Below are 24,709 nucleotides of genomic sequence, written 5' to 3' on the forward strand. Positions count from 1 at the left end.
TCGATGGGATGCCAGGGGCTTTTTCGTGTCCGGGCCAATCAGTCCCGGTCACGCTCCAGCAATGGCTTGAGGTAGTGCCCAGTGTGGGACTGCTTCATTTCCGCCACTTGTTCCGGCGTACCCACCGCGATGATCTGTCCGCCCTTGGATCCGCCCTCCGGCCCCAGGTCCACCAGCCAGTCAGCGGTCTTGATCACGTCCAGGTTGTGCTCGATAACCACCACGGTGTTGCCGTGATCGCGCAGGCGGTGGAGCACGTCGAGCAACTGCTGGATATCGGCGAAATGCAGACCGGTGGTCGGCTCGTCGAGGATATACAGGGTCTTGCCGGTATCGCGCTTGGACAGCTCGCGGGATAGCTTCACCCGTTGGGCCTCCCCACCGGACAAGGTCGTCGCCGACTGCCCGAGCTTGATGTACGAAAGGCCTACATCCATCAATGTCTGGAGCTTGCGCGCCAATGCCGGCACCGCGTCGAAGAAGACCCGGGCCTCTTCGATGGTCATCTCCAGGGTTTCGTGGATGTTCTTGCCCTTGTACTTGATCTCCAGTGTTTCCCGGTTGTAGCGCTTGCTCTTGCATACGTCGCACGGCACGTAGATATCGGGCAGGAAGTGCATTTCCACCTTGATCAAGCCATCGCCCTGGCAGGCTTCGCAGCGTCCGCCCTTGACGTTGAACGAGAACCGGCCTGGCCCGTAGCCCCGTGAACGCGATTCCGGTACGCCGGCGAACAGCTCACGGATCGGTGTGAACAATCCGGTGTATGTCGCGGGGTTGGAACGTGGCGTCCGGCCAATCGGGCTCTGGTCGATGTCAACGACTTTATCGAGATGCTCGAGGCCCTTGATGCTGTCGTGGGCGGCGGCTTCCAGGGTCGTGGCACCGTTCAAGGCCGTGGCGCTCAGCGGGAACAGCGTGTTGTTGATCAACGTCGACTTGCCGGAGCCGGATACGCCGGTGACGCAGGTCAGCAGACCAATGGGAATTTCCAGGTCGACATTGCGCAAGTTGTTGCCGCGGGCGCCCTTGAGGGTCAGCGACAACTTCTTGTTACGCGGCGTACGTTTGGCCGGCACCTTGATCTTCACTCGGCCAGACAGGTACTTGCCGGTCAACGAGTCAGGGTGCGCCATGACCTCGGCCGCCGTCCCTTGGGCGACAATGTGGCCGCCGTGCACGCCCGCGCCGGGACCGATGTCCACTACATAGTCGGCCAGGCGGATCGCGTCCTCATCGTGCTCGACCACGATGACTGTGTTGCCAATGTCCCGCAGGTGTTTCAGCGTTCCGAGCAAGCGGTCGTTGTCCCGCTGATGCAGGCCAATGGACGGTTCGTCGAGGATGTACATGACGCCCACCAGGCCGGCGCCGATCTGGCTGGCGAGGCGGATACGCTGGGCCTCGCCACCAGACAGCGTGTCAGCGCTGCGGTCGAGGGTCAGGTAGTCCAGGCCTACGTTCACGAGGAACTGCAAGCGCTCGCGGATTTCCTTGAGGATCTTGTCGGCGATTTCGCCCCGACGGCCCGTCAGCTTGAGCCCACCGAAATAATCGGTCGCATCGCCGATCGGCAGGCTGGTCACCGCCGGCAAGGTTTTCTCGCCGACCCACACGTGCCGCGCCTCCCGGCGCAAACGGGTGCCGCGGCAGTCCGGGCAGGGCTGGGTGCTGAGGAACTTGGCCAGTTCCTCACGCACGCTGGCCGACTCGGTCTCGCGGTAGCGCCGCTCCAGGTTGGGCACGATGCCTTCGAACGGGTGGGAGCGCTTGACGATATCGCCACGGTCGTTCAGGTATTTGAAGTCGACGTTTTGCGAGCCGCTGCCTTGCAGGATGAACTTCTGCTGTTCGGCGGGCAGTTCGTTGAAGGGTTTGTCCAGGCTGAACTTATAGTGAGCCGCCAGCGACCCGAGCATCTGGAAATAGTAGACGTTACGCCTGTCCCAGCCGCGAATCGCGCCCTCGGCCAGGGTCAGTTCGCCATTGACCAAACGCTTGGTGTCGAAGAACTGCTTGACCCCCAGACCGTCGCAGGTCGGGCAAGCGCCGGCCGGGTTGTTGAACGAGAACAGCTTGGGCTCCAGCTCGCTGATGGCGTGGCCGCAGATTGGGCAGGCAAAGCGCGCGGAAAAGATGATCTCTTCGCCGGGTTCGTCGTCCATCGGCGCAACCAACGCTATGCCGTCCGCCAGTTTCAGGGCCGTCTCGAAGGATTCGGCGAGGCGCTGTTGCAGGTCGCCCCGGACCTTGAAACGGTCCACTACCACGTCGATCGAGTGCTTCTTCTGTTTATCCAGCTTCGGCAGTTCGTCCAGCTCGCACAGCTTGCCGTTGACCCGGGCACGTACGAAGCCTTGAGCGCGCAGTTCTTCGAACACCATAAGGTGTTCGCCCTTGCGCTCGCGTATGACCGGCGCCAGGAGCATCAACTTGCTGCCTTCGGGTTGGGCCAGCACCAGGTCGACCATCTGGCTGACGGTCTGGGCTTCCAGCGGGATGTCGTGGTCGGGGCAGCGGGGCATGCCGACACGCGCATACAGCAGGCGCAGGTAGTCGTAGATCTCGGTAATGGTGCCTACCGTCGACCTCGGGTTGTGGGAGGTCGATTTCTGCTCGATGGAGATCGCCGGCGACAGGCCTTCGATGGTGTCGACGTCGGGTTTTTCCATCATCGACAAGAACTGCCGGGCATACGCCGACAGCGATTCGACATAGCGTCGCTGGCCTTCGGCGTACAAGGTATCGAAGGCCAGGGATGATTTACCGGATCCGGACAGGCCGGTGATGACGATCAGCTTGTCCCGGGGCAGGGTCAGGTCGATGTTCTTCAGGTTGTGGGTACGGGCCCCACGAATCAGGATCTTGTCCAAAGTGGCCTCGCTCGGCGGGCGTCGAAAACGTAGGAGTATACGGGTAAACACTGGATGGATACACACTATCAATTGTCATACATGAAGACTGCGCGGCAAACGGTCGCCATATACCCCCTCAATCGATGGGACTGGTAGAATCCCCGCCGGTTCACACGAGGTTTTTCCATGCACGATCCCCACAGCGAACGCATGAGTAGCGGCGAGACCCGCGCGGCAAGCGGTCTGGCCCTGGTGTTCGCCTTCCGCATGCTGGGCATGTTCATGGTGTTGCCGGTACTGGCGACCTATGGCATGGACCTGGCGGGCGCGACCCCGGCCCTCATCGGGTTGGCGATCGGCGCCTATGGCCTGACCCAGGCCATTTTCCAGATTCCCTTCGGTATTATTTCCGACCGTATCGGGCGACGTCCCGTCATTTACCTGGGGCTCATCGTGTTTGCCCTCGGCAGTGTGCTGGCGGCGAACGCGGATTCGATCTGGGGCGTGATCGCCGGTCGGATCCTGCAAGGGGCGGGGGCGATTTCCGCCGCCGTCATGGCCTTGCTGTCAGACCTGACTCGCGAACAGCATCGGACAAAAGCCATGGCCATGATCGGCATGACGATTGGTCTGTCGTTCGCGGTCGCCATGGTTGTAGGACCGTTAGTGACGCGTGCCTTTGGCTTATCGGGCCTGTTCCTGGCAACCGGTGCCATGGCATTGGTCGGTATCCTCATCGTCGCGGTCTTCGTGCCGCGCTCTACCGGGCCCTTGCAGCACCGCGAATCCGGCGTGGCCCGCCAGGCGCTGGTGCCGACACTCAGACATCCCGACCTGCTGCGCCTGGACCTGGGCATCTTCGTCCTCCACGCCATGCTGATGTCCAGCTTCGTGGCCCTGCCGCTGGCACTTGTGCAAAAGGCCGGCCTGCCCAAGGAGCAGCATTGGTGGGTCTACCTGACGGCACTGGTTATTTCGTTCTTCGCCATGGTCCCGTTCATCATCTATGGCGAGAAGCGACGCAAAATGAAACGAGTTTTACTCGGCGCCGTCGTGACCCTCATGCTCACTGAGCTATTCTTCTGGCAGTTCGGCGACAGCCTGCGGGCCCTGGTGATCGGCACCGTGGTTTTCTTTACCGCGTTCAATCTGCTGGAGGCGTCGTTGCCGTCGCTGATCAGCAAGGTTTCACCGGCGGGCGGCAAGGGCACGGCGATGGGGGTGTATTCCACCAGCCAATTCCTCGGTTCGGCGTTGGGCGGGATTCTCGGCGGCTGGCTGTTCCAGCATGGCGGTTTGTCGGTTGTGTTCCTGGGTTGCGCCGCGCTGGCTGCACTTTGGTTGGCCTTTGCTGTTACCATGCGCGAACCTCCGTATGTGACGAGCCTGCGCTTGCCGTTGTCGCCCGAAGCCATTCGCGAAGCAGGCCTGGCCGAGCGCCTCAGGGCCGTCGTTGGAGTAACCGATGCAGTGGTGGTCGCCGACGAGGCGGCCGTATACATCAAACTGGACACCGAATTATTGGATCGTGCGACGCTCGAGCGCCTGGTGAACAACCCGGCCCCGGCAGCGTGCGAAGCCTAGGAGAACGTTATGGCCCGTGGGGTTAACAAAGTCATATTGGTCGGTACTTGCGGCCAGGATCCAGAAGTTCGCTACCTGCCTAACGGCAACGCCGTGACCAACCTGAGCCTGGCGACCAGCGAACAATGGACCGACAAGCAGACCGGCCAGAAGGTCGAGAAGACCGAATGGCACCGCGTGTCGATGTTCGGCAAAGTGGCCGAGATCGCCGGCGAATACCTGCGCAAGGGTTCGCAGGTGTACATCGAAGGCAAGCTGCAGACCCGCGAGTGGGAAAAGGACGGCATCAAGCGCTACACCACTGAAATCGTGGTCGACATGCAAGGCACCATGCAATTGCTTGGTGGCCGTCCGCAAGGCGACCAGCAGCAGGGTGGCAACAACTACCAGCAGTCCGCCCCGCGCCAGCAAGCCCCTCGTCCGCAGTCAGCGCCACAGCCACAACGCGAGCGCCCGGCCCCACAACAGGCCGCGCCGCAGCCGGCACCGGATTTCGACAGCTTCGATGACGATATTCCGTTCTGAGGCAGCTCTGAGCATCAAGCCCCAAGCTCCAAGCTAAAACAAAACCGCGCTTCGGTTCCCGAGGCGCGGTTTTTTTCTGCCTGAGAGTTGGTTAGGGCTTTTCGACAGCCAGTAGTTGTTCCGTACTCACCACCTTCGCATAGGCAAACCCCAGCGCCGACATGAACGCGGCATGGACATGGGCAGCAGGGACGACAAGCCCATTGAATTCCAGGTCGCGGCTGGCGCAGGCGTCGTGGACCACCGTCACCTCATAACCCATGTCAGCGGCCGCCCGCGTAATGCCGTCAATGCACATGTGGCTCATGCTACCCGCGACCACCAGCCGTTCGATACCGTGATGCTCGAGTGTCGCTTGCAGCTCGGTTTCGCGAAACGCATTGACGAAGTGTTTGAGCACCACGGGTTCGTCGGCGCGGTTGGTTACCTTCGGGTGCAACTGCGCGCCTTCGGAGCCTGGCGTGAAGAAAGGGGCCTGGTCGGAAGTGAATTCGTGGCGGATGTGAATCACCTGGTTTGCGGCCTGGCGAAACGCCTCGATCAACCTGGCGGCGTTATCGGCGGCTGCTTCGGCGCCGGCCAGAGGCCATTTCCCTTGGGGGAAGTAGTCATTCTGGATATCGACTACGATGAGCGCTTGCTTTGACATGGGGTCTTCCTCGTTTAATCAGGATGTGGCGCCAGTATTGGCATTTGTCCGGGATTCGACGATTGGCCGCAACGACAATAAGCGAGGGAAAACTGACAATGGCGCAGGAAAGGGCATTCGTCGAACTCGGCGTGCTGATCTACCCCGGCGCGCAAATGGCGGCGGTGCACGGTTTGACCGACCTGTTTGCGGTGGCGGATGCCATCGCGGCGGAGCAGGCCAGTGTGCAATTGCCACGGCTGCGCGTAAGTCACTGGCAAACGGCGAACGGCGAAGTGCCGTCGCGGGTGTTTGCCAGCGATGCCGGTCCGCACGCGCCCTTGATCGCCTTGTTGATACCGCCCTCTATTGCCGGCTTCAATGAAGCTATCGCGACGCCGACACTGATGGATTGGCTACGGACGCAGCACGCAGGCGGCACCGTTTTGGGAGGGGTTTGCGTCGGCTCGATCCTGCTGGCCGAAAGCGGTTTGCTGGATGGGCGCAGCGCGACCACCCATTGGACTTCAGCCACGACCTTCGCGGCGCGTTATCCCAAGATCAAGCTGGACGCCGATAAACCCATTGTGGACGACGGCGATCTGATCACCACCGCCGGGCTCATGGCCTGGGCGGAGCTTGGGCTGCGGCTGGTGGATCGTCTGCTCGGGCCAAGCATCGCCACACGCACCGCGCAGTTCCTGGTGATCGAGCACAGCGACAGCGCGAGCCAGTGCGGCAGCAATTTCGCGCCAATCCTGGGGCATGGCGACGGTGCGATCCTGAAGGTGCAACACTGGCTGCAACGCAGCGGCGCGGTGGATGTTTCCCTTGGCGCGATGGCCGAACAGGCGGGACTGGAAGAGCGCACCTTCCTGCGCAGGTTCCGCGCGGCCACGGGCCTCAAGCCCACCGAATACTGCCAGCACCTGCGAGTTGGCAAGGCCCGGGAAATGCTGGAATTCACCAACGGCACCATCGATCACATCGCCTGGACCGTCGGCTATCAGGACCCTTCTGCCTTTCGAGCGACTTTCAAGAAAATCACCGGCTTAGCGCCGAGTGACTACCGGGCGAAATTTGGCGTGACCCCTCAGAACGCACCCAGAGGCTGACGGGGATGTGCGCAACGGTCGTGCAAATTGCCGGACGTCCGCTTGCAGTCGTGCAGAATGAAACAGGCCCGGTGCCACATTATTCGCCCATCCCCCCGTTTCCTCGACCGTTCGTCCCCCGCTGAGCCGTTGGCCTGATCTCTGCAATCCTTATAGCTACGGCTATTGAGCGCAGTTAAAAGGACAACGCATGACGTCGATCCCTCGTGACAAATTAGTGGTGGCCCACTCGGTCAATCCTCAGGCCCCCCTGCATGAAGTCGAAACCAATAGGGCTCTGGCCCGCTGGTTGGCGAATATCCTTGGCTTGGAATACGGCGGCAGTTACGACAGCCAGCAACACGCCGAGCGGGATTTGTATCTGTTGCCTACGCAAACTCTGATCGGTCCAGAGGCCGCGTTGCGTCTGGGCGTCAAGGGACCGGACGATCTTTGGGGCGGCTATGTCGATCACGATTTCATCTGCACCAAGGCGATTGCCCATGGTCTGTTGAATAAGGACGCGGTCGCGCCGAAGGGCTGGTCACCGCTGTTCGGCAAGTTGACCCGTGGCGTCGTGCTTGATGGTGTCAGCGTCTTCTCGCTCAAGGATGCGCGCCAGGCCGCCGAGCATTTGCTCTACGCCGGGCCGATTCGCTTCAAGCCAATCCATGCTTGTGCCGGACGGGGTCAGCGGGTTATCCGCAGCATCGCGCAATTCGATGAAATCGTCGCGGCTCCAGACGCCCAGGCGTTATTCAGCGAGGGGATCGTGCTGGAGCAGAACCTCAATGAGGTCAAGACCCAGAGCGTGGGCCAGAGCTTTATCAACGGCAAGGTCCTGAGCTATTGCGGCGTCCAGCACCTGACCCGCGACAACCAAGGCGAAGAGGTCTACGGCGGCTCTGACCTGCTGGTGGCTCAGGGTGGCTACATCGAGTTGCTCGGCCTGGAATTGCCGGACGATGTACGCGAAGCGGTGCGGTTGGCGCAGGTGTTCGATGACGCTGCCAACCAGGCGTATCCCACGTTCTTTGCTTCGCGGCGCAACTACGACATTGCCCAAGGGACCGACACCGGTGGCCAATTTCGCGGCGGCGTGCTGGAGCAGTCGTGGCGAATGGGCGGCGCCAGCAGCGCGGAGCTCGCGGCATTGCAGGTGTTTGTCGAGGATCCCGCGACCCGCGCGGTTCGGGTGTCCTCGGTTGAGACCTACACCGACCAACCACTGCCGGCCGGCGCTACGGAGGTTTATCGCGGCGCGGCAGAGAATGGTGATTTCCTACTCAAATACGTAACGGTCCAATCCTATGACGGCTAGAAGCGAAACCATCCAGATTGCCATTGACGATGAGCATATGAACGGGACCTTCCTCAGCCCCAAGTCGAAGGTCCCCGGCGTGTTGTTCGTACACGGTTGGGGCGGCAGCCAGGAGCGCGACCTGGAGCGGGCCAAGGGCATCGCCGGCCTGGGCTGTGTCTGCCTGACGTTCGACTTGCGCGGGCATACGGGGGGCGCCGGGATCCCGCTGTCACGGGTCACGCGGGAGGACAATCTGCGGGACCTGCTGGCGGCCTACGACCGATTGCTCGCCCATCCCGCCCTCGATACCTCGGCGATAGCCGTGGTAGGCACCAGCTACGGTGGCTACCTGGCCTCGATCCTGACCTCGCTGCGTCCGGTGCGTTGGCTGGCCTTGCGCGTGCCGGCACTTTATCGCGACGAGCAATGGCACACGCCCAAGCGCGACCTGGATAAAGCCGACCTGCTCGATTATCGCAGCACGCTCGTCCATGCCGACACCAATCGCGCCTTGCACGCGTGCTCGCAGTTCACAGGCGATGTGCTGCTGGTGGAGTCCGAGACCGACGATCATGTGCCCCATGCCACCATCATGAGCTACCGCGCCGCCTGTCAGCAGACCCATTCGCTGACCCACCGGATCATCGACGGCGCCGACCATTCCCTGAGCGACCCCGTGTCACAACAGGCCTACACCTCGATCCTGGTGAGCTGGATCACGGAGATGGTGGTGGGCGAGCGGTTGAGCATCATTCAGGAGCGGTAGACATAAGCGTCCAGGCGGGCCTGTTCGTCGGATCAGGCACCGCATCACTTGACCCCAGGCTTGACCCGCAACGCCTTGGCCTTCGCCTCGATCACCAGGTACATCACCACCGTGATCAACAACGGCAGGATGAAATAGATCGCCCGATAGGCAATCAGCCCCGCAATCAAGCTGCCCCGCGACACCTCATGCTGCAGCAGCGCGACGAACACCGCTTCCAGCACGCCGAGCCCAGCGGGAATGTGAGTGATCACCCCGGCGATACTGCTGATCAGCAACACCCCGAGCACCACCGGGTAATCCAGTTTGCTCGGCAGCAACGTAAAGATCACCGCCGCCATCAGCGACCAGTTCAACGCCCCGAGGGCCAGTTGCAGCACGGCCATGCGCAGGGAAGGCAGGTTGATCTCCATCCCACGAACCGTCCAGGCGCGGCGTTTTGAAAAGCGGCAGGCCAGCAGGTAGCCGGCGCTTGCCAGCAACAACAGCGCCCCGACGCCTTGCAGTGCATTGCTGCTCAGCTTCCAGCCTGGAGGCATGGTCACCAGGCCGCTGCTGAACACCACGCCGGCCAGGGTCATATAACCGAACCAGTTGGTTGCCAGGCTCAAGCCCAGGATCTTGGCGATATTGCCCGTGCTCACCCCCAGCCGCGAATAAAGTCGATATCGCATGGCGATGCCACCTACCCAGGCGCTGAGGTTGAGATTGAACGCATAACTGATCACCCCCACCGGCAGGATCTGCCGCCACCCAAGTTTCTGCCGGATGTAGGTACGGCCGATCAGATCGAAGCAGGCGTAGGTGACGAAACTGGTGATGGTCAGGGCGGCGGCAATGAAAAGCGTGCGCAGCTTGAAGTCCGCCAGGGTGGTGAAAACCTCGGACCAGTCGATGCGCCGAGCCAATGCGGTGAACAGCACAATCAACAGCAGGAAAAAAGCCAGGGTCAGCGGGCGTTTCCAGCGGCTCCAGCGGGACTTGGGCTTGGCCTGTTCCGGCGCATGGGCATCTCTCGGCGCGGTGTGCGCGTCAGAGTGGTTCATGGGGTTCGCTCCGGACCGCCGTCGGCGGTGAAAAAGGTTTCAGACGTGGTTTATGGGCCGGCAGCCATCCGGCCCAGGCCGGAAAATGACGCAGGAAGTGGAACACCATGAAACCGATAGTCATGCGCCAGAGCAGCCCGCGCGGGGCGTGGTTTTCTGGCATGACGGTGCAGTGATTGCGGCTCAGGTGTTCGAGACGCTCGAACAGCTCGCGGTTGAAGCCGCGGTCGCGGATCAGCACGTTGGCTTCCAGGTTCAGCGACAGGCTCAGCGGGTCGAGGTTGCTCGAACCCACGGTGGCCCAGTCCTCGTCCACCAGGGCGACCTTGCCATGCAGCGGGCGCTCGCAATATTCGTAGATCGTCACGCCGGCCTTGATCAAATGGTCATAAAGCATCCGCGCCGCCAGCTTGGCGATCATCATGTCCGGTTGCCCTTGCAGGATCAGCCGCACCTCGACGCCGCGTCGCGCGGCGTTGCGCAGCTCACGCAGCAACCGATAACCGGGGAAGAAATAGGCGTTGGCGATCACTACCCGGCGCTGGGCGCTGCGCAGCACTTGAAGGTAGACCTCCTCGATGTCGGTCTGATGCTCGTGGTTATCGCGATAAACCAGGCGCACCTGACCGTCATGATCATTGAATGCCAGCTCGGTACGGCGGCTGCGGCGACGTTGCCACCAATACTTGGCCCGGGCCGGACGCCCGGTTTGCAGCAGCGCGAAGTGATGGATATCCACCACCGCCGGGCCTTTGATCTCCACCGAATAATCCTGCTTGGCCTCGGGGCCGAAATCGCCCAGGTGGTCAGCGGAAAAGTTGATCCCGCCGATGAATGCGATCACGCCATCCACCACCACGATCTTGCGGTGCAGGCGGCGGAACCAGTTGGTGCGGATGCCCAGGTGCCGTGGGGCAGGGTCGAACATTTGCAGGCGTACTCCGGCATCGCTCAACGACGCGAGAAACGCAGTGCTCAGCTCACCGCAACCAAAACCGTCGAGGTTGACGGTGATGCGTACGCCGCGCTTGGCCGCGTCCACCAATATGTCCCGCAGTTCGAAGCCGACCTTGTCCTCGAACAGAATGAAAGTCTCCAGGAGAACTTCTTCCTGGGCACGGCGAATCGCCTCGAAGACACGTGGGAAATACTCCTCTCCGTTTTCCAGGAGCGTGACGCGGTTGTTGCCATGCCAGCCATATTCGACGTCGGCCAGCGCCGGGTTGCGCTCGGTGGGCGGTACCTCGACCTTTTCCACCGTCGCCTTGTTCATCGTCGCGCTCATAATTCAATCTCCACCGACAGCGGTGCGTGGTCGGAAAGGTGCGACCAGGGTCGTACATTCAGTACCTGGGCGTGATGGGCCTTGAGGTTGCGCACATAGATCCGGTCCAGGCGCAAAATCGGCAGGCGTGCCGGAAAACTTCGGGCCGGTTTGCCCCACTGTTCAGCGAACACCTCCCGCAAACCGCAAGGTTCGAGAAGGTCAGTGGCCTTGCCGCGCCAATCGTTGAAATCCCCCGCGACGATCACCGGGGCCTCGGGCGGCAGCTCGCCCAGGCGTTGGCAAAGCAACTTCAATTGTTCGACGCGATGGCCTTCACGCAGCCCCAGGTGGACGCAAATGGCGTGCACGTCCCGTCCACCCTCAGCGTTCGGCAGGCGCAATACGCTGTGCAGCATGCCGCGGCTTTCATGGCCGCTGATGGACACGTCGAGGTTGTCGTGGCGGATGATCTGGAATTTCGACAGCAACGCGTTGCCATGGTCGCCCGCCGGATACACCGCGTTGCGCCCGTAGGCGAACTGCGGCCAGAGGGTGTCGGCGAGGAATTCGTATTGGGGAATGCTCGGCCAGTTGCTGTAGCGCTGGGGATGGTGCTCGTGGGTGCCATGCACTTCTTGCAGGAACACCACGTCGGCGGAAACGCTGCGCACGGCTTCGCGCAGTTCCGGCAGGATGAAACGCCGGTTCAACGCGGTGAAGCCCTTGTGCGTATTGACCGTCAGCACCGTGAATCGATTGACCTGGTCGAGCAAGCGCTGCGCGGCGTCCTGCAACGGCTCGCGGGTGGCTTCGCTGGATTCTGGCGTGCTCATGGCAATACTCCTTCTGCCGGGCGCTCACCGGGAGCGGTGGCGAGGTGCTTGTCCAGGTCGAAGCGCTCCAGCAGGTGGCGCGCGTCGTAGGGCGCGCGGACCTTGATGTCGTTGTCGAAATAGCAGAACACCTCTCGGCTCTTGCGTGCCCGAGGCTTTTTTTTCGGATCGATCAACTGGGCGTCGCTCGGCTGCGTGCCGTGGCTCCAGGCCTCGATCCGGTCGCCCCAACGCTTGAGCGCCTCGTCGGTATAGCCGCTGGCGTACAGCTCTTCGGCACCGTGCAGGCGCAGGTAGACGAAGTCACTGGTCACATCCTCGCGATAGGGCCATTTTCCGGCGGTATCGGCGACCACCAAGGCGACGTCGTAGCGTTTGAGCAGGGCGACGAAGCGTGGGTCGACGAAGCTTTCATGTCGGATCTCCACCGCGTGGCGCAATGGTCGCTTCTTATCGGTCTCGGTGCTGGCGTGGCCGTCCAGGCGCGACTCGTGCTCGCGTGCCAGCGCGGCGGCGGCGTGGGTGTCGTGGGGCAGCTGCTTGAGGAAGTCCTCGAACAGCTCCGGGTCGAATTTGAAGTTGGGCGGAAACTGCCAGAGGATGGCGCCGAGTTTTTCCTTGAGCTCCAGCACCCCGGAAGCGAAGAAATTCGCCAACGGCTTGTGGATATCCCGCAGGCGTTTGACATGGGTGATGAAGCGCGGCGCCTTGACGCTGAACACAAAGCCTGGCGGCGTCTCGGCGTACCACTGGGCATACCGCTCGGGACGTTGCAGGGCGTAGAACGATCCATTGATTTCGATGCTGTTGACCGCTCGAGAGGCGAATTGCAGTTCCCGTTTCTGCGCCAGCCCCTTGGGGTAGAAGTCGCCCCGCCAAGGCGTGTAGCGCCAACCGGAAATGCCAATGTGGATCGCCGTCATGTATCCCTCCCGTGCCAATGACCTCGTACCGCCTGTGTCTTTTGATGACCGCTGGGCGGGCTGGAAAGTTTCGATGGCCTTACCGACGGAAGGGGCTGAGCAGTTGTGGCGAGGGGATTTATCCCCGCTGGCCTGCGCAGCAGGCCCAATAAGGTCGGGCATGATCAGCCTGAGACACCGAGGGGCTGCTTTTGGGGCCGCTGCGCAGCCCAGCGGGGAAAAATCCCCTCGCCACCAGGGTTGTATTGGCCTTCCGAGCGAACTTGCCGGCCCGTTGTTGATCAGTTCCTTACCGATCCTGCGTGAAGGAGCCCTGCGTCTTGTCCCGATTGAGCACTGTGTTGCTGCTTTTCCTGCTGGCCATGACCGGCACCAGCGCCTACGGGACCGCTGCGATCCCCGGCACCTCCAAGCCCGCCGAAGCCCCGGCCGAACCCGAGCCGCTGGTACAGGGGGGCCTGTTGGGGGCCATCAGCTCGAGCATCGACGACGTCCAGGACAAGCTCGACCTTGACCGCAGCCTGGTGGGCGCGTGGCGTCTGCGGGCGGATCGTGCGGCGGACGAGGTGGATCGCCTGGTGGATCAGACGTCCCGCTCGTCGTGGCGTGTGGCGGGGGATTTCCTGTTGCTTTCGGGCGTGTGGCTGGGGACGTTTGCGCTGATATGGAGCGGCGCGCGATTGCTGATGCGCCGTTTGAGTCGGCGCCGCTGGCTGCGCACTCGCCAACGGATGCTGGACCTGCTCGGCTACCTGCTGCCTTACACGTTACCGGCCGTGGCCTGTCTGCCGCTGACCCTCTATGTCAGCCATTTCCTGCAAGTGTCGGTCGGCCGGGCGTTGGCGTTGTGTTTTGCCTACGCCACCAGCAGCGGCATTGTCTCCACATCGGTACTGCTCTGCGTCATCGTCATGTTCAATGGCGGCCACAAGCGGCGAGCAGTGGCGATCCTTCGTCGTTTCAGCCCGCGGCCGTTGTTCCTGATCGGCTTCCTGGCCGCGCTGAGCGATGCCTTGACCAGCCCGCAGATCGCTCGACAGCTGGGTGGCAACATCACCAGCAGCGTCGCGGTGTTCACCGGCCTGTCGGCTTCGATGATCTTCGGTTGGCTGGTGATCCACATGCGCCGGCCGGTGGCCCATCTGATCCGCAACCGGTCGCTGACCCAGCGCTTGAAGCAACCCGCATTGCAGGAGTCGCTGCGGATCTTTTCCGGCCTTTGGTACTGGCCGATCCTGCTGATGGTACTGGTGTCGGCGGTGAGCCTGGTCGGTGTCGGCGAGGACAACCAGAAGGCCCTGCGTTGCGCCTTGTTCACCACCATTTTGCTGATCGCGACGGTGTTCCTCAGCACCGTGTTCCAGCACATCTTCAAATCACCCAAAGCCGAGGCCATCCAGCGCCACAGCGCCTACAAAGGGCGGCTGTTGAGCCTGTTGCATGGGTTGTTGCGCATCGTCATGGCCGTGGCATTCATTGAGATCCTCGGGCGGATCTGGGGCTTGTCGCTGTTCGAGTTCGCCTCGCGCAATGCCGTGGGGCGGGCGATCAGTGATTCCCTGAGCCGCATTGGCTTGATCTTCCTGGTGACGTGGTTGACGTGGGTAGTGCTCGACACGGCGATCCAGGAAGCACTGAAACCACCGCTCAACAAGCGCGGCGCTCGCCAGCCCAGCACGCGGGTCAAGACCATCCTGCCGCTGTTGCGCAACGCGTCGAAAATAATCCTGGTGGTGATTTGCGCGATCACCACCATGGCCAATCTCGGCATCAACGTCGCGCCATTGCTCGCGGGGGCCGGCGTGGTGGGGCTGGCGATTGGTTTTGGATCGCAACAATTGGTCCAGGACGTGATCACCGGGCTGTTCATCATCATTGAGGACACGCTGTCCATTGGCGACTGGGTGGTGCTCAGCTCCGGCCATGCCGGCACCGTCGAAGGCCTGACCATCCGCACCCTGCGCCTGCGCGATGGCAAGGGCTTCGTGCATTCGGTGCCGTTCGGGCAGATCAAGGCCGTGACCAACCAATCCCGGCAATTCGCCTTTGCGTTTTTCTCGGTGCAGTTCACCTACGACACCGACGTGGACCGCGCCATCGAGCTGATCCGCGAAGCCGGCGATTCGATCTCCGAGGACCCATTTCTCAAGTTCAACCTGCAAGGGCCGCTGGATGTATTCGGCGTGGACAAGATGGACCTCAACGGCGTGGTCCTCACCGCCCAGTTCCGCACGGTCTCGGGCGGACAATATGCCGTGAGCCGGGCGTTCAACCAGCGGTTGAAAAAGCTTGTGGATAACGAGCCGTCGGTGCACTTCGCGCAGACTTATCCACAGCAGGTGGTGTTGCCGAAGCGCTTGGTTGAGGAGCCGAAGGAGGAAGGTGCTGCCCCTGAGCAAACTCAGTAAGTTGCTCAGTTTTATAGTGATGCTAGTGGCCCCTTCGCGAGCAGGCTCGCTCCCACAGGGTTGGCCATTCACCGTAGATCCAATGTGGGAGCGAGCAGGCTCGCTCCCACAGGGTTGGCCATTCACCGTAGATCCAATGTGGGAGCGAGCTTGCTCGCGATGGGGTCCAGCCAGACACCCTCAACTTTTCTGAATAAGCTTGTTCCTGACCCCAGCCATCCCTTCTGCATCCAACTCCACAAACAGATGCTGCTTGCCCGCAACCACCGCAGCCACCGGCAACCCGTCCCGATAAACCAGCCGATTACTCGCCAGCGCCGGTACTTTCGCCCCCGGCAGCAACGTGCCAGCGAGGTTCAACGGATCGACCCCGCACACCGCGACCAGGCTGCCATCGGCGGGTCGACGTCTTGCGTCGCGTAGCAGCGCAATGGCTTCAGGCAGGGCGAACTGTTCGCCGGCCAGCCCGCTGACGAAACGCCCGCCCCGAATCTCGCCTCGCGCCTCCAGGCGATGAAACGTGCGCAGCAACTCACGCCAGCTCGGCAGCCAGTCGGCTTCGCGTTCCAGCAAACGCCAGAACACCACGCCATAACGGCGCAGCAGGGTCATGGCGATGTGTTCCAGGGTGTCGGGCGGTGTGGGCGCGGGCCGGTTGCCGGGTTCTGGCGCTGGCGAGCTGCGGCGCAGCAAGGCCCAGCGCCCGGCATCGTCCATGCCTCCGACAAACGCCCCGCGCCCGCGCCGGCTGCTGCGGGCCTGGCGTTTGCTGGCGGGGGTGATCAGGGCACGCAGCCCGGCGAAGCTGTCGGCATTCACCAGCCCGGCACCGACCAATTCCTGCAAGGCGGTTTCCAGTTCGCTGCGCAGCAGGTGGGCCTCGTGCAGCAATTCATCGAAAAACAACGCGCCGTGTTCACTGAGGGCTTGATGGACTTTTTGCGTCTTGAGCGACAGTTCGCTGATGGGTGTCTGCTCGGCGAGGCTGCTCCACAGCGCGACCTTGGTGCGCGGCAGCAACACGATTGGCGTGCTGCGCAGGGCGCTGGCGGACAGCTTCTGGCGGGCGCTCAGGCGCGTCCAGACGAACTTGCCGCTGCGGCACAGCTCGTCAAGCCAGCTCGGCGAATAATCCTTGATCCGCGCCGGCAAAAGGTCGCTGTCCCAGGCCGAGGCGGCGGCCGGGTAGCCTTCGAACTGGCTGATGATCGATGGCAGCACGGCGCTGCCCCGGCCCTGGCTGGACGGCGACAGGTGCTGCCAATCGAACAGGAACCGCATGAAGTCCTGCAACATTACCGGCTCGATTTCCCGGCGCAAACGCTTGACCGTGTAGCGGTGGATCCGCGCCAGCAGATGCCGTTCGCACCATTCCTCTTGCCCGGTGCCCGGGGTAAAGCGACCGCGCAGCACATAGCCTTGCTGTTCCAGCTGGGCCAGGGCCTGGGTCGCTTGCGCCGGCGACAGCCCGAGCGGGTAGGCGATCGCAGTCAATGGCTGCGGGCCAAAGGCACTGAGACGCGCGCGCAGCACTTCCACCACGGCCTCGTCGCTGTCCCACGGCGCATCAAACCCCGGCAGCGGTGCCAGCGGCGGCTGCCATTGGGCTTGTGGATAAATTGCTTGCAAGCACGTCAGCCGCTCCAACGGCACCCACAGGCCGCGTTCATCGCTGATTCGCACATGGCTGGCGCGGCCGCGCTCGGCCAGGGTTTGCAGCCCCTCCCGCCACGACGGCTCGGCGCTGGCTTCGCTGTCGGCGATGCAGGCCAGGCTCATCAGCGCTTCGTGGATTTCATCGATACTGGTCGGCGTCGGCCAGGCCTCTTCCCGCACGGCCTGGATGGCATCGGCGTCCAATGCGCCCAGGTCATCGGTGGACTGCGGATCGCTCCAGCGTCGATTGATCACCGCTTGGGTGCGGCGTTCTTCCAGCGGCGCGTCGTCGAGAAAGGTATAGGGCCGGGCGCTGAGGATTTCTGCCGCCAGGGGCGAGGGCGCAGGCAGGTCGCGGCTGACCAAGTGTATCTCGCCCGCCTCCATCCGTCGCAGCAGGGCCAGCCAGCCTTCGCTGTCCATGGCTTCATGGAGGCAATCGTCGAGGGTCTGTTCCACCAGCGGGTGGTCGGGAATCTCACGCTCGCCGGCGAGGTTTTCCAGGCACGCGATCTGGTCGGGAAATACGCTGGCGATCAAATCTTCACTTTTCATGCGCTGGATCTGCGGCGCGACTTTGCGCCCGCCCGTGTAGCGCGGCAACGCCAGGGCCACGCCGGCGTTCCAGCGCCAGCGCACGCCGAACAACGGCGCGTCCAGCACCGCCTGGACCAGGATCTGTTCGGCGCTCTGGCTGTTGAGGTAGCGCCAGACTTCGTCGAGTTCGAAGCTGTGGCTGGTGGACAGCGACAGCACGATGGCGTCCTCGCTGGCGGCGGCCTGCAATTCGAAGTTGAAGGTGCGGCAGAAACGCTTGCGCAGGGCCAGGCCCCAGGCGCGGTTGATGCGACTGCCGAAAGGCGTGTGGATGATCAGTTGGGTTCCGCCGGATTCGTCGAAAAACCGTTCCATCACCAATGTGTCCTGGGAGGGCAGGGCGCCGAAGGCCAGGCGCGCCGGGGCCAGGTAATCGAGGATCTGTTCGGCGCTGGCGAGGTTCAGGTGCAAGGTGCCGGTCAGCCAGTCGAGGGCCGGTTGCAGGTTGCCCGGCGTGGCGCCGAGCAACTGATCCAGCTGGGCTTGCAGGCGGGCCACGGCCAGGGACAGTTCGGCGCTGCGCCCTGGGGCTTCGCCGAGCCAGAATGGAATGGTGGGCGGCTGGCCCTGGGCGTCCTCGACCCGCACGCGGCCGGTCTCGACGCGGATGATCCGGTACGAGGTATTGCCGAGTTGGAAGACGTCGCCGGCGATGCTCTCGACGGCGAAGTCTTCGTTGACGCTGCCGATGTTCAAGCCCTGCGGTTCGAGCAGCACGCTGTAGTCAGCGTTGTCCGGGATGGTGCCGCCGCTGGTCACGGCCGTCAGCTTGCTACCCCGCCGTCCACGCAAGGTCCGGGTCACGGCATCGCGGTGCAGGTAGGCACTGCGTACGCCTTGCCGGCCATTGAGGCCTTCGGCGAGCATTTGCAACAGGGCCTGGTAATGATCTTCGTCGAGCCCGGCATAGGGCGAGGCGCGGCGGAACATCTCCAGCAACGCCTGCTCATGCCATTCCTGGCAACTGACCTCGGCGACGATCTGCTGGGCCAGGACGTCCAGCGGCGCCTTGGGGATGTGCAGGATGTCCAGCTCGCCACGGCGCACACAATCGAGCAGGGCGGCGCACTCGATCAAGTCGTCGCGCGTGGTAGCGAACAGGCGCCCCTTGGGCGTGCCGCCGACCTGGTGACCGGAGCGGCCAACCCTTTGCAGGAACGCCGAGATCGAACGGGGCGAGGCGATCTGGCAGACCAGGTCGACGTCGCCGATATCGATGCCCAACTCCAACGACGCCGTGGCGATCAGTACCTGCAGCTCGCCGCGCTTGAGGCGTTGCTCGGCGTCGAGGCGAAACTCCTTCGCCAGGCTGCCGTGGTGGGCCGCCACCGAGTCTTTGCCCAGGCGCTCGCTCAAGTGACGACTCAGGCGTTCGGCCAGCCGCCGGGTGTTGACGAATACCAGTGTGGTTCGGTGCGCCCGGGCCAGCTCGGCGAGGCGGTTGTAGACCAGTTCCCAGACGTCATTGGCCATTACCGCAGAAAGCGGCACCGGCGGCACCTCGATGTCCAGGTCGCGGGGGCGGGCGTGGCCGATGTCGACAATTTCACAGGCGCGTCCTTCACCGACGAGAAACCGCGATACCGCCTCGATGGGCTTTTGCGTGGCGGACAAGCCGATGCGCACCAACGGTTCGGCGCACAGCGCTTGCAGCCGTTCCAGGCTCAAGGCCAGATGGCTGCCGCGCTTGCTGGCGGCGATGGCGTGGATTTCATCGACGATCACCGTGCGGGTGCTGGCAAGCATCTGCCGGCCGGAATCGGAGCCGAGCAGCACATAGAGCGATTCGGGCGTGGTCACGAGGATGTGCGGCGCGGTCTTGCGCATCGCCGAGCGTTCTTTTTGCGGCGTGTCGCCGGTGCGCACGGCGGTGGTGATGGGCAAGGGCGGCAGCCCCATTCGCTGCAATTGCTCGGTGATGCCGGCCAGGGGATTCTGCAGGTTGATCTGGATATCGTTGCTCAAGGCCTTGAGCGGCGAGACGTAGACCACGAGTGTCTCGTCCGGCAGCCCGCCTTGCTCCAGGCCGCGATGTACCAAGTCATCCAGGACCGCGAGAAATGCAGTAAGGGTCTTGCCCGAACCCGTGGGCGCGGCGACCAGCACCGAGCGGCGCTGGCCGATCAACGGCCACGCCCGGGCCTGGGCGGCCGTGACGGCCGGGAATGTCTGGCTGAACCAGGCGCGAACGGCGGGATGAAAGCCTGCCATGGCGTGGTCGGCTGCAAGGGGCAGATTCATGGGGGCAGTTTAGGCGGGTGGGGTGGGGAGGATGCAAGTGGCGAGGGGATTTATCCCCGCTGGACTGCGCAGCAGTCCCTTTGATTAACACCTGGGTGGGTCAGGCTCGCCTCATTTGCTTGGTTGGGGCTGCTGCGCAGCCCAGCGGGGCGGTGCGACGTTTCGCTAAATCCCCTCGCCACAAGAGCTCGGCAACCGCCTTGGAAGACGGCAAACCCGGCGATCTACACATTACGGATGACGGTTGCGCACTAAACCCGCAAAATGCAACGATTCCGGCGACGCCCTCGGGCGTTGTCGACCAAATTCTTGTGCCAACAGACTGGGCCTGCTGACTTTATGCGAATGCGCCTTATGTTACTGGGCGGCGGAAATGCCCTTGGGCAGGCGCTGATTCGCCTCGGTGCGGAAGAAGACATCGGTTTTCTCGCCCCCCGCCCCCCCGAAGACGGCTGGGATGCCGCGAGCCTCACGCAGTTGCTCGACGACACCCGGCCGGACGCCTTGATCAACCTGGCGTACTACTTCGACTGGTTCCAGGCCGAAACCGTCAGCGAGCAACGCCTGGCCAGCCAAGAGCGGGCGGTCGAGCGCCTGGCCGAACTGTGCCAGCATCACAACATTGTCTTGCTGCAACCGTCGAGCTATCGCGTGTTCGACGGCTCCCGCGCCACCGCCTACAGCGAAAAGGATGAACCGGTGCCCCTGGGCCTGCGTGGCCAGGCGTTGTGGCGCATCGAGCAAAGCGTGCGCGCCACTTGCCCGCAACATGTTCTGCTGCGTTTTGGCTGGCTGCTGGACGACAGCGCCGACGGCATCCTCGGCCGTTTCCTGGCCCGGGCCGAGCAGCCTGAAGAGCTGTTGCTGGCCGACGACCGTCGGGGTAACCCCACGCCGGTGGACGATGCCGCGAGGGTGATCATCTCGGTGCTCAAGCAACTCGATTGCGCGGCGCCGCTGTGGGGCACCTATCATTACGCCGGGCATGAGGCGACCACGCCGCTGGCTTTGGGCCAGGCGATCCTCACCGAAGCCCGCGCCCTGCACCCGCTGGCCATCGAGTCGCCGACGCCCCAGGCCCACGCCGCAAGGCCGGACGCGGCGGAAGAACCGCAGCACGCGGTATTGGCCTGCAAGAAAATTCTGCACACCTTCGGGATCAAGCCCCGCGCCTGGCGCGCCGCACTCCCGGCCCTACTGGATAGGTTCTATCGCCATGGCTGAAGGCCCAGTTCTCATCACCGGCGGCGCGGGTTTCATTGGTTCGCACCTGACCGACGCCTTGCTTGCCAAAGGGCATTCGGTGCGCATTCTCGATGACCTGTCCACTGGCAAGCGCAGCAACCTGCCGCTGGATAACCCGGCTCTGGAGCTGATCGAGGGCGATGTCGCCGACGCCGCGCTGGTCGCCCGGGCCGTGGCCGGTTGCAGCGCCGTGGCGCATCTGGCCGCCGTGGCCTCGGTGCAAGCCTCGGTGGACGACCCGGTGCGCACGCACCAGAGCAATTTCATCGGCACCCTGAACGTCTGCGAAGCCATGCGCCAGGCCGGGGTGAAGCGGGTGCTGTTCGCCTCCAGCGCCGCGGTCTACGGCAACAATGGCGAAGGCCAGTCCATCGACGAAGAGACGCCCAAGGCGCCGTTGACGCCTTATGCGGCAGACAAACTGGCCAGCGAATTCTATTTCGACTTCTATCGTCGCCAGCATGAACTGGAGCCGGTGGTGTTCCGCTTCTTCAACATCTATGGTCCACGCCAGGATCCATCCTCGCCGTATTCAGGCGTCATCAGTATCTTCAGCGAACGGGCGCAGAAAGGCCTGCCGATCACCGTGTTCGGCGACGGCGAGCAGACTCGGGATTTCGTCTACGTTGAGGATCTGGTGGACGTGCTGGTCCAGGCCATCGAAAAACCGGAAGTGGAGGTCGGCGCGGTGAATGTCGGCTGGAACCAGGCCACGACCTTGAAGCAGATGCTCCAGGCCCTGGCCGTGGTGGTGGGCGATTTACCTACGATCAGCCATGGCCCGGCGCGCTCCGGCGACATCCGCCATTCGCGGGCAAACAATGCTCGTTTACTGGAGCGCTTCAACGTCCCGAAGCAGACGCCGATGAGCGTGGGGCTGGCGCGGTTGTTGGGGCGCTGAGTTTCGCAGCCGAAAAAAAGGCGCCTTTCGGGGCGCCTTTTTTGTGAGTCATGCATCGCTTTTGTGGCAAGTGAAACCTGTGGCGAGGGAGCTTGCTCCCGCTCGGGCGCGAAGCGGTCGCAAATTCGTCGGGCCTGCTTCGCAGTCCAGCGGGAGCAAGCTCCCTCGCCACGGGGTGTGTAGGCATGTCAATGTCGTGTGGGGTCAGAACTTGTAACCCAACCCAACCATGTAGACGAACGGGTCCACATCGACGTCCACTTTGGCCCGGGTACCGCCGGCCACGGCGTTGTTGTCGACATAGGCCGTGGTGTCGATGTCGATGTAGCGGATCTGGCCGTTGATCATGATGTTGTCTGTCAGCATGTAGTCGGCACCGACTTGCCACGCCATGCCCCAGCTGTTTTTCGCGCGAAAGTTGCTGAATCCATTGGCGCTGGCTTCGCTGCCGACGTGTTCGTCATAGATCCAGGTGTAGTTGATGCCGGCGCCGACATAGGGTTGGAATGCCGACTTGGCGTCGAGCGGGTAGTAGACCACGCTCAGGGTCGGCGGCAGGTGCTTGAGGGTGCCGAGCTTGTTGTTGGCGGCGCCGAGTGCGGTGCCCTTGAGTTTCACGTCGTGCTCGAATGGCGAGGCCGCCAGCAATTCGATTCCCCAGTTGTTGGTGAGCATGTAGGCGAAGTTCAGGCCCAACTGTGTGTCGCTGCTCAGGGTCGCCTTACCGCCCAGGTCGGCGCCGGCCAGCGGGCCACGGTCGACCTTGACGCTGGAGCTGTCGGCGTCCGGGTTGACCGTGATCGCGCCGGCGCGAACGATGATGTCGCCGGCGGTATGGGCTTGGGCAAACGGCGCAGCGAGGGCTAGCGCGATGAGGGAGGCGCTGAGCAGAGACTTGTGCATGGGGGCTCCAGAAGGCATCGAAAATTGATGTCCCATGGTACGGAGCCGTCTGGTCCGGTCTTTTGACTCAGCTCAATGAAAATGTGATGAAGCCCATCGCGAGCAAGCTATCGCAAAAACAACGCATCACTGCGGGGTCACTCCGGCAGTTCATAGACATAAATCTTTTGCGCCTCCATCTGATACCCGGCATCGGCCAGTTCACTGGTGGACGGCTTGACCTGCATCGGCCCTTCGACCCAGTACGGTTGGTACAGCTCGTCGAGCTTGACCCCGACTTCGCTTTTCACATGCACGATCTGGTTCGACGGCGGGGGCGGCACGTGGATGCAGGCGCCGAAATACGGCACCAGCAGGAAATCGGTGGTACGGCCTTCCTCGCTGACTTCCAGCGGCACGATATAACCGGGCAAGCGGATCTGCTGGCCATCGAGGGCCTTGACCACCGGGGCATTGGGCAGGTCCTGCTTGGCCGCCGGGGCGGATTCGGCGGCCAAGGCATCGCTCATCTTCGACAGGTCGTGCAGGGGCGTCATGTTCGGCACTTCCGGCGGCGCATCCGGTGGGATCATCTCCGACCAGGCCAGGTCCCTCGGCTCGGCCGCCCACAGCGGCAGGGAAACCATCATCAACAGCGCAAGCAGGGCGCGGGGCATTTTCAACGTCCTCATAAACGGATCGACAGGCCATCGGCCAACGATTGGCGATAGGCGCGCCAGGCCGGCACGCTGCCCATCAGCAGGGCGGCGACCAGAATGCCAGCCAGCAGCGCCCATTCATACTCGCTCGGCCAGGCCAATGGCAGGTACAAACCGTAGGCCGACTGCACATAACCCTGGGCGGCGGCGATGCCGATGTACAACAAGGCCAGCCCGGCGGTGACCCCGGCCAATGCCAGGGCGAAGGCTTCGAGTACCAGCAGGCTCGCGATATGCCAGGGCCGCGCGCCCACCGAACGCAGGATCGCCATCTCCCGGCGCCGCTCGTTGAGGCTGGTGAGAATCGCCGTGAGCATGCCGATCAAGCCAGTCAGCACGACGAACAGCGAGATCACGAACAAGGCTTTTTCCGCCGTGCCCATCAGGCTCCACAGTTCTTGCAGCGCCACGCCCGGCAGGATCGCCAGCAGCGGTTCGCCACGAAACTCATTGATTTCGCGTTGCAAGGCGAAGGTGGAAATCTTGCTGTTGAGGCCAAGCATGAACGCGGTAATCGCTTTCGGCGTGAGGTCCATGTTGCGGGCCTGGTCGGCGCTGATGCGCCCATTGCCCTGGGCCGGCACGCCATTTTTCCAATCGATATGGATGGCCTCCATGCCGCCGAGGCTGATGTGCAGCGTGCGATCCACCGGCGTGCCAGTGCGCTTGAGAATCCCCACCACGGTAAAGGGTTTGTCGTCGTGCTTGACCAGGCTGATCGCCGCCACGCCGTGGGCCAGCACCAGCTTTTCCCCGAGTTTGTAATGCAGCGCCTCGGCCACTTCCGCGCCGAGCACCACTTCGAATGGGTCGGTGGCGAACGCGCGGCCATCGGCCAACGCCAGGTGTTGCCGGCGGCCGTACTGGTAATGCTCGAAGTAGGCCTCGGTGGTGCCCATCACCCGGTAACCGCGATGGGAGTCGCCAAGGGACATGGGGATCGCCCACTTCACTTTCGGGTTGTTGGCGAACTGCTCGAAGCTGTCCCAGCGGATGTTGTTAGTGGCGTTGCCGATGCGAAACACCGAGTACAGCAACAGATTCACGGAGCCGGAGCGGGCGCCGACGATCAGGTCGGTGCCGCTGATGGTGCTGGCGAAGCTGGCCCGCGCCTCGGTGCGCACTCGCTCCACCGCGAGCAACAGGCACACCGAGAGGGCAATGGCAAAAGCGGTAAGGATCGCGGTGAAGCGACGGTTCGCCAGGCTGGTCATGGCTAGACGGAGCAAATACATC

General features: G+C 63.0%; 18 protein-coding genes. 8 read left to right on the forward strand and 10 right to left on the reverse strand.

What is annotated here, in order from left to right; genetic code table 11:
• Window positions 1–38: 38 nt before the first annotated feature.
• Window positions 39–2,873 carry an excinuclease ABC subunit UvrA gene (gene uvrA / locus DOCECA_RS25385; protein WP_420767530.1) on the reverse strand — a complete coding sequence of 945 codons (2,835 nt, stop codon included), beginning with the start codon at window positions 2,871–2,873 and terminating at the stop codon, window positions 39–41.
• A 168-nt stretch (window positions 2,874–3,041) separates the two neighbouring features.
• Between uvrA and DOCECA_RS25390 the strand changes: the two genes are divergently transcribed.
• Together DOCECA_RS25390 and DOCECA_RS25395 are read left to right on the forward strand one after the other, a co-directional pair.
• Complete coding sequence (locus DOCECA_RS25390) at window positions 3,042–4,439, forward strand: MFS transporter (RefSeq protein WP_434609258.1); 1,398 nt, start codon at window positions 3,042–3,044, stop codon at window positions 4,437–4,439.
• A 9-nt stretch (window positions 4,440–4,448) separates the two neighbouring features.
• Window positions 4,449–4,964: a single-stranded DNA-binding protein gene (locus DOCECA_RS25395; RefSeq protein ID WP_024778338.1), complete on the forward strand. Its 516-nt coding sequence runs from the start codon at window positions 4,449–4,451 to the stop codon at window positions 4,962–4,964.
• Between the two features lie 91 nt (window positions 4,965–5,055).
• On the opposite strand, the gene DOCECA_RS25400 is transcribed toward DOCECA_RS25395, so the two are convergent.
• On the reverse strand, window positions 5,056–5,613 hold the full coding sequence (locus DOCECA_RS25400; protein WP_434649889.1) for a cysteine hydrolase family protein: 558 nt from the start codon (window positions 5,611–5,613) through the stop codon (window positions 5,056–5,058).
• Between the two features lie 98 nt (window positions 5,614–5,711).
• Here DOCECA_RS25400 and DOCECA_RS25405 point away from each other — a divergent pair, with 98 nt between their 5' ends.
• The 3 genes from DOCECA_RS25405 (at window position 5,712) to DOCECA_RS25415 (ending at window position 8,755) form a co-directional block, all read left to right on the forward strand.
• The gene (locus DOCECA_RS25405) at window positions 5,712–6,707 is read left to right on the forward strand and encodes a GlxA family transcriptional regulator (RefSeq protein ID WP_434649890.1); all 996 of its coding nucleotides are present in this window, start codon (window positions 5,712–5,714) and stop codon (window positions 6,705–6,707) included.
• Between the two features lie 190 nt (window positions 6,708–6,897).
• Window positions 6,898–8,007, forward strand: coding sequence for a DUF3182 family protein (locus tag DOCECA_RS25410; protein WP_420767534.1), 1,110 nt, complete (start codon window positions 6,898–6,900; stop codon window positions 8,005–8,007).
• Window positions 7,997–8,755 (forward strand): alpha/beta hydrolase family protein, encoded by a 759-nt coding sequence (locus tag DOCECA_RS25415; RefSeq protein WP_305498458.1) that lies wholly within the window; start codon window positions 7,997–7,999, stop codon window positions 8,753–8,755. Before DOCECA_RS25410 ends, DOCECA_RS25415 begins: the two co-directional genes overlap by 11 nt.
• A gap of 44 nt (window positions 8,756–8,799) precedes the next feature.
• Here the strand turns inward: DOCECA_RS25415 and DOCECA_RS25420 are convergent, their stop codons facing one another.
• From DOCECA_RS25420 to DOCECA_RS25435, 4 genes are read right to left on the reverse strand one after another with little or no spacing between them, the layout of a single operon-like run.
• Window positions 8,800–9,801 (reverse strand): lysylphosphatidylglycerol synthase domain-containing protein, encoded by a 1,002-nt coding sequence (locus DOCECA_RS25420; RefSeq protein ID WP_420767535.1) that lies wholly within the window; start codon window positions 9,799–9,801, stop codon window positions 8,800–8,802.
• The gene (gene clsB / locus DOCECA_RS25425; protein WP_420767536.1) at window positions 9,788–11,086 is read right to left on the reverse strand and encodes a cardiolipin synthase ClsB; all 1,299 of its coding nucleotides are present in this window, start codon (window positions 11,084–11,086) and stop codon (window positions 9,788–9,790) included. The genes DOCECA_RS25420 and clsB overlap by 14 nt, the downstream gene beginning before the upstream one ends.
• Window positions 11,083–11,901: an endonuclease/exonuclease/phosphatase family protein gene (locus tag DOCECA_RS25430; protein WP_420767537.1), complete on the reverse strand. Its 819-nt coding sequence runs from the start codon at window positions 11,899–11,901 to the stop codon at window positions 11,083–11,085. Before DOCECA_RS25430 ends, clsB begins: the two co-directional genes overlap by 4 nt.
• Window positions 11,898–12,824 (reverse strand): DUF72 domain-containing protein, encoded by a 927-nt coding sequence (locus DOCECA_RS25435; RefSeq protein WP_420767538.1) that lies wholly within the window; start codon window positions 12,822–12,824, stop codon window positions 11,898–11,900. The genes DOCECA_RS25430 and DOCECA_RS25435 overlap by 4 nt, the downstream gene beginning before the upstream one ends.
• Window positions 12,825–13,186: 362 nt before the next feature.
• Here DOCECA_RS25435 and DOCECA_RS25440 point away from each other — a divergent pair, with 362 nt between their 5' ends.
• The gene (locus DOCECA_RS25440; RefSeq protein WP_445572190.1) at window positions 13,187–15,232 is read left to right on the forward strand and encodes a mechanosensitive ion channel family protein; all 2,046 of its coding nucleotides are present in this window, start codon (window positions 13,187–13,189) and stop codon (window positions 15,230–15,232) included.
• 180 nt (window positions 15,233–15,412) lie between these two features.
• Here the strand turns inward: DOCECA_RS25440 and DOCECA_RS25445 are convergent, their stop codons facing one another.
• Window positions 15,413–19,726, reverse strand: a complete 4,314-nt coding sequence (locus DOCECA_RS25445; RefSeq protein ID WP_445571252.1) for an Lhr family helicase — start codon at window positions 19,724–19,726, stop codon at window positions 15,413–15,415.
• Between the two features lie 339 nt (window positions 19,727–20,065).
• Here DOCECA_RS25445 and DOCECA_RS25450 point away from each other — a divergent pair, with 339 nt between their 5' ends.
• Window positions 20,066–20,950, forward strand: a complete 885-nt coding sequence (locus DOCECA_RS25450; protein ID WP_420767540.1) for a sugar nucleotide-binding protein — start codon at window positions 20,066–20,068, stop codon at window positions 20,948–20,950.
• On the forward strand, window positions 20,943–21,872 hold the full coding sequence (locus DOCECA_RS25455; RefSeq protein ID WP_420767541.1) for an NAD-dependent epimerase/dehydratase family protein: 930 nt from the start codon (window positions 20,943–20,945) through the stop codon (window positions 21,870–21,872). Before DOCECA_RS25450 ends, DOCECA_RS25455 begins: the two co-directional genes overlap by 8 nt.
• 204 nt (window positions 21,873–22,076) lie before the next feature.
• Here DOCECA_RS25455 and DOCECA_RS25460 read toward each other — a convergent pair whose 3' ends face one another.
• From DOCECA_RS25460 to DOCECA_RS25470, 3 genes are all read right to left on the reverse strand, one after another.
• Window positions 22,077–22,775, reverse strand: a complete 699-nt coding sequence (locus tag DOCECA_RS25460) for an OmpW/AlkL family protein (protein WP_434562060.1) — start codon at window positions 22,773–22,775, stop codon at window positions 22,077–22,079.
• A 137-nt stretch (window positions 22,776–22,912) separates the two neighbouring features.
• Entirely contained in the window at window positions 22,913–23,431 is a 519-nt protein-coding gene (locus DOCECA_RS25465; RefSeq protein WP_420767543.1) for a DUF3299 domain-containing protein, read from the reverse strand.
• Between the two features lie 11 nt (window positions 23,432–23,442).
• Complete coding sequence (locus DOCECA_RS25470) at window positions 23,443–24,708, reverse strand: ABC transporter permease (protein ID WP_445571253.1); 1,266 nt, start codon at window positions 24,706–24,708, stop codon at window positions 23,443–23,445.
• Between the last annotated feature and the right edge of the window lies 1 nt (window position 24,709).

It is taken from the genome of Pseudomonas sp. E102 (assembly GCF_052660185.1).

Coding starts and splice junctions, on each gene's coding strand:
- DOCECA_RS25390 (WP_434609258.1), top strand. CDS start 3,042: ATGCACGATCCCCACAGCGAACGCATGAGTAGCGGCGAGACCCGCGCG.
- DOCECA_RS25395 (WP_024778338.1), top strand. CDS start 4,449: ATGGCCCGTGGGGTTAACAAAGTCATATTGGTCGGTACTTGCGGCCAG.
- DOCECA_RS25400 (WP_434649889.1), bottom strand. CDS start 5,613: ATGTCAAAGCAAGCGCTCATCGTAGTCGATATCCAGAATGACTACTTC.
- DOCECA_RS25405 (WP_434649890.1), top strand. CDS start 5,712: ATGGCGCAGGAAAGGGCATTCGTCGAACTCGGCGTGCTGATCTACCCC.
- DOCECA_RS25410 (WP_420767534.1), top strand. CDS start 6,898: ATGACGTCGATCCCTCGTGACAAATTAGTGGTGGCCCACTCGGTCAAT.
- DOCECA_RS25415 (WP_305498458.1), top strand. CDS start 7,997: ATGACGGCTAGAAGCGAAACCATCCAGATTGCCATTGACGATGAGCAT.
- DOCECA_RS25420 (WP_420767535.1), bottom strand. CDS start 9,801: ATGAACCACTCTGACGCGCACACCGCGCCGAGAGATGCCCATGCGCCG.
- clsB (WP_420767536.1), bottom strand. CDS start 11,086: ATGAGCGCGACGATGAACAAGGCGACGGTGGAAAAGGTCGAGGTACCG.
- DOCECA_RS25430 (WP_420767537.1), bottom strand. CDS start 11,901: ATGAGCACGCCAGAATCCAGCGAAGCCACCCGCGAGCCGTTGCAGGAC.
- DOCECA_RS25435 (WP_420767538.1), bottom strand. CDS start 12,824: ATGACGGCGATCCACATTGGCATTTCCGGTTGGCGCTACACGCCTTGG.
- DOCECA_RS25440 (WP_445572190.1), top strand. CDS start 13,187: ATGACCGGCACCAGCGCCTACGGGACCGCTGCGATCCCCGGCACCTCC.
- DOCECA_RS25445 (WP_445571252.1), bottom strand. CDS start 19,726: ATGAATCTGCCCCTTGCAGCCGACCACGCCATGGCAGGCTTTCATCCC.
- DOCECA_RS25450 (WP_420767540.1), top strand. CDS start 20,066: ATGCGAATGCGCCTTATGTTACTGGGCGGCGGAAATGCCCTTGGGCAG.
- DOCECA_RS25455 (WP_420767541.1), top strand. CDS start 20,943: ATGGCTGAAGGCCCAGTTCTCATCACCGGCGGCGCGGGTTTCATTGGT.
- DOCECA_RS25460 (WP_434562060.1), bottom strand. CDS start 22,775: ATGCACAAGTCTCTGCTCAGCGCCTCCCTCATCGCGCTAGCCCTCGCT.
- DOCECA_RS25465 (WP_420767543.1), bottom strand. CDS start 23,431: ATGCCCCGCGCCCTGCTTGCGCTGTTGATGATGGTTTCCCTGCCGCTG.
- DOCECA_RS25470 (WP_445571253.1), bottom strand. CDS start 24,708: ATGTATTTGCTCCGTCTAGCCATGACCAGCCTGGCGAACCGTCGCTTC.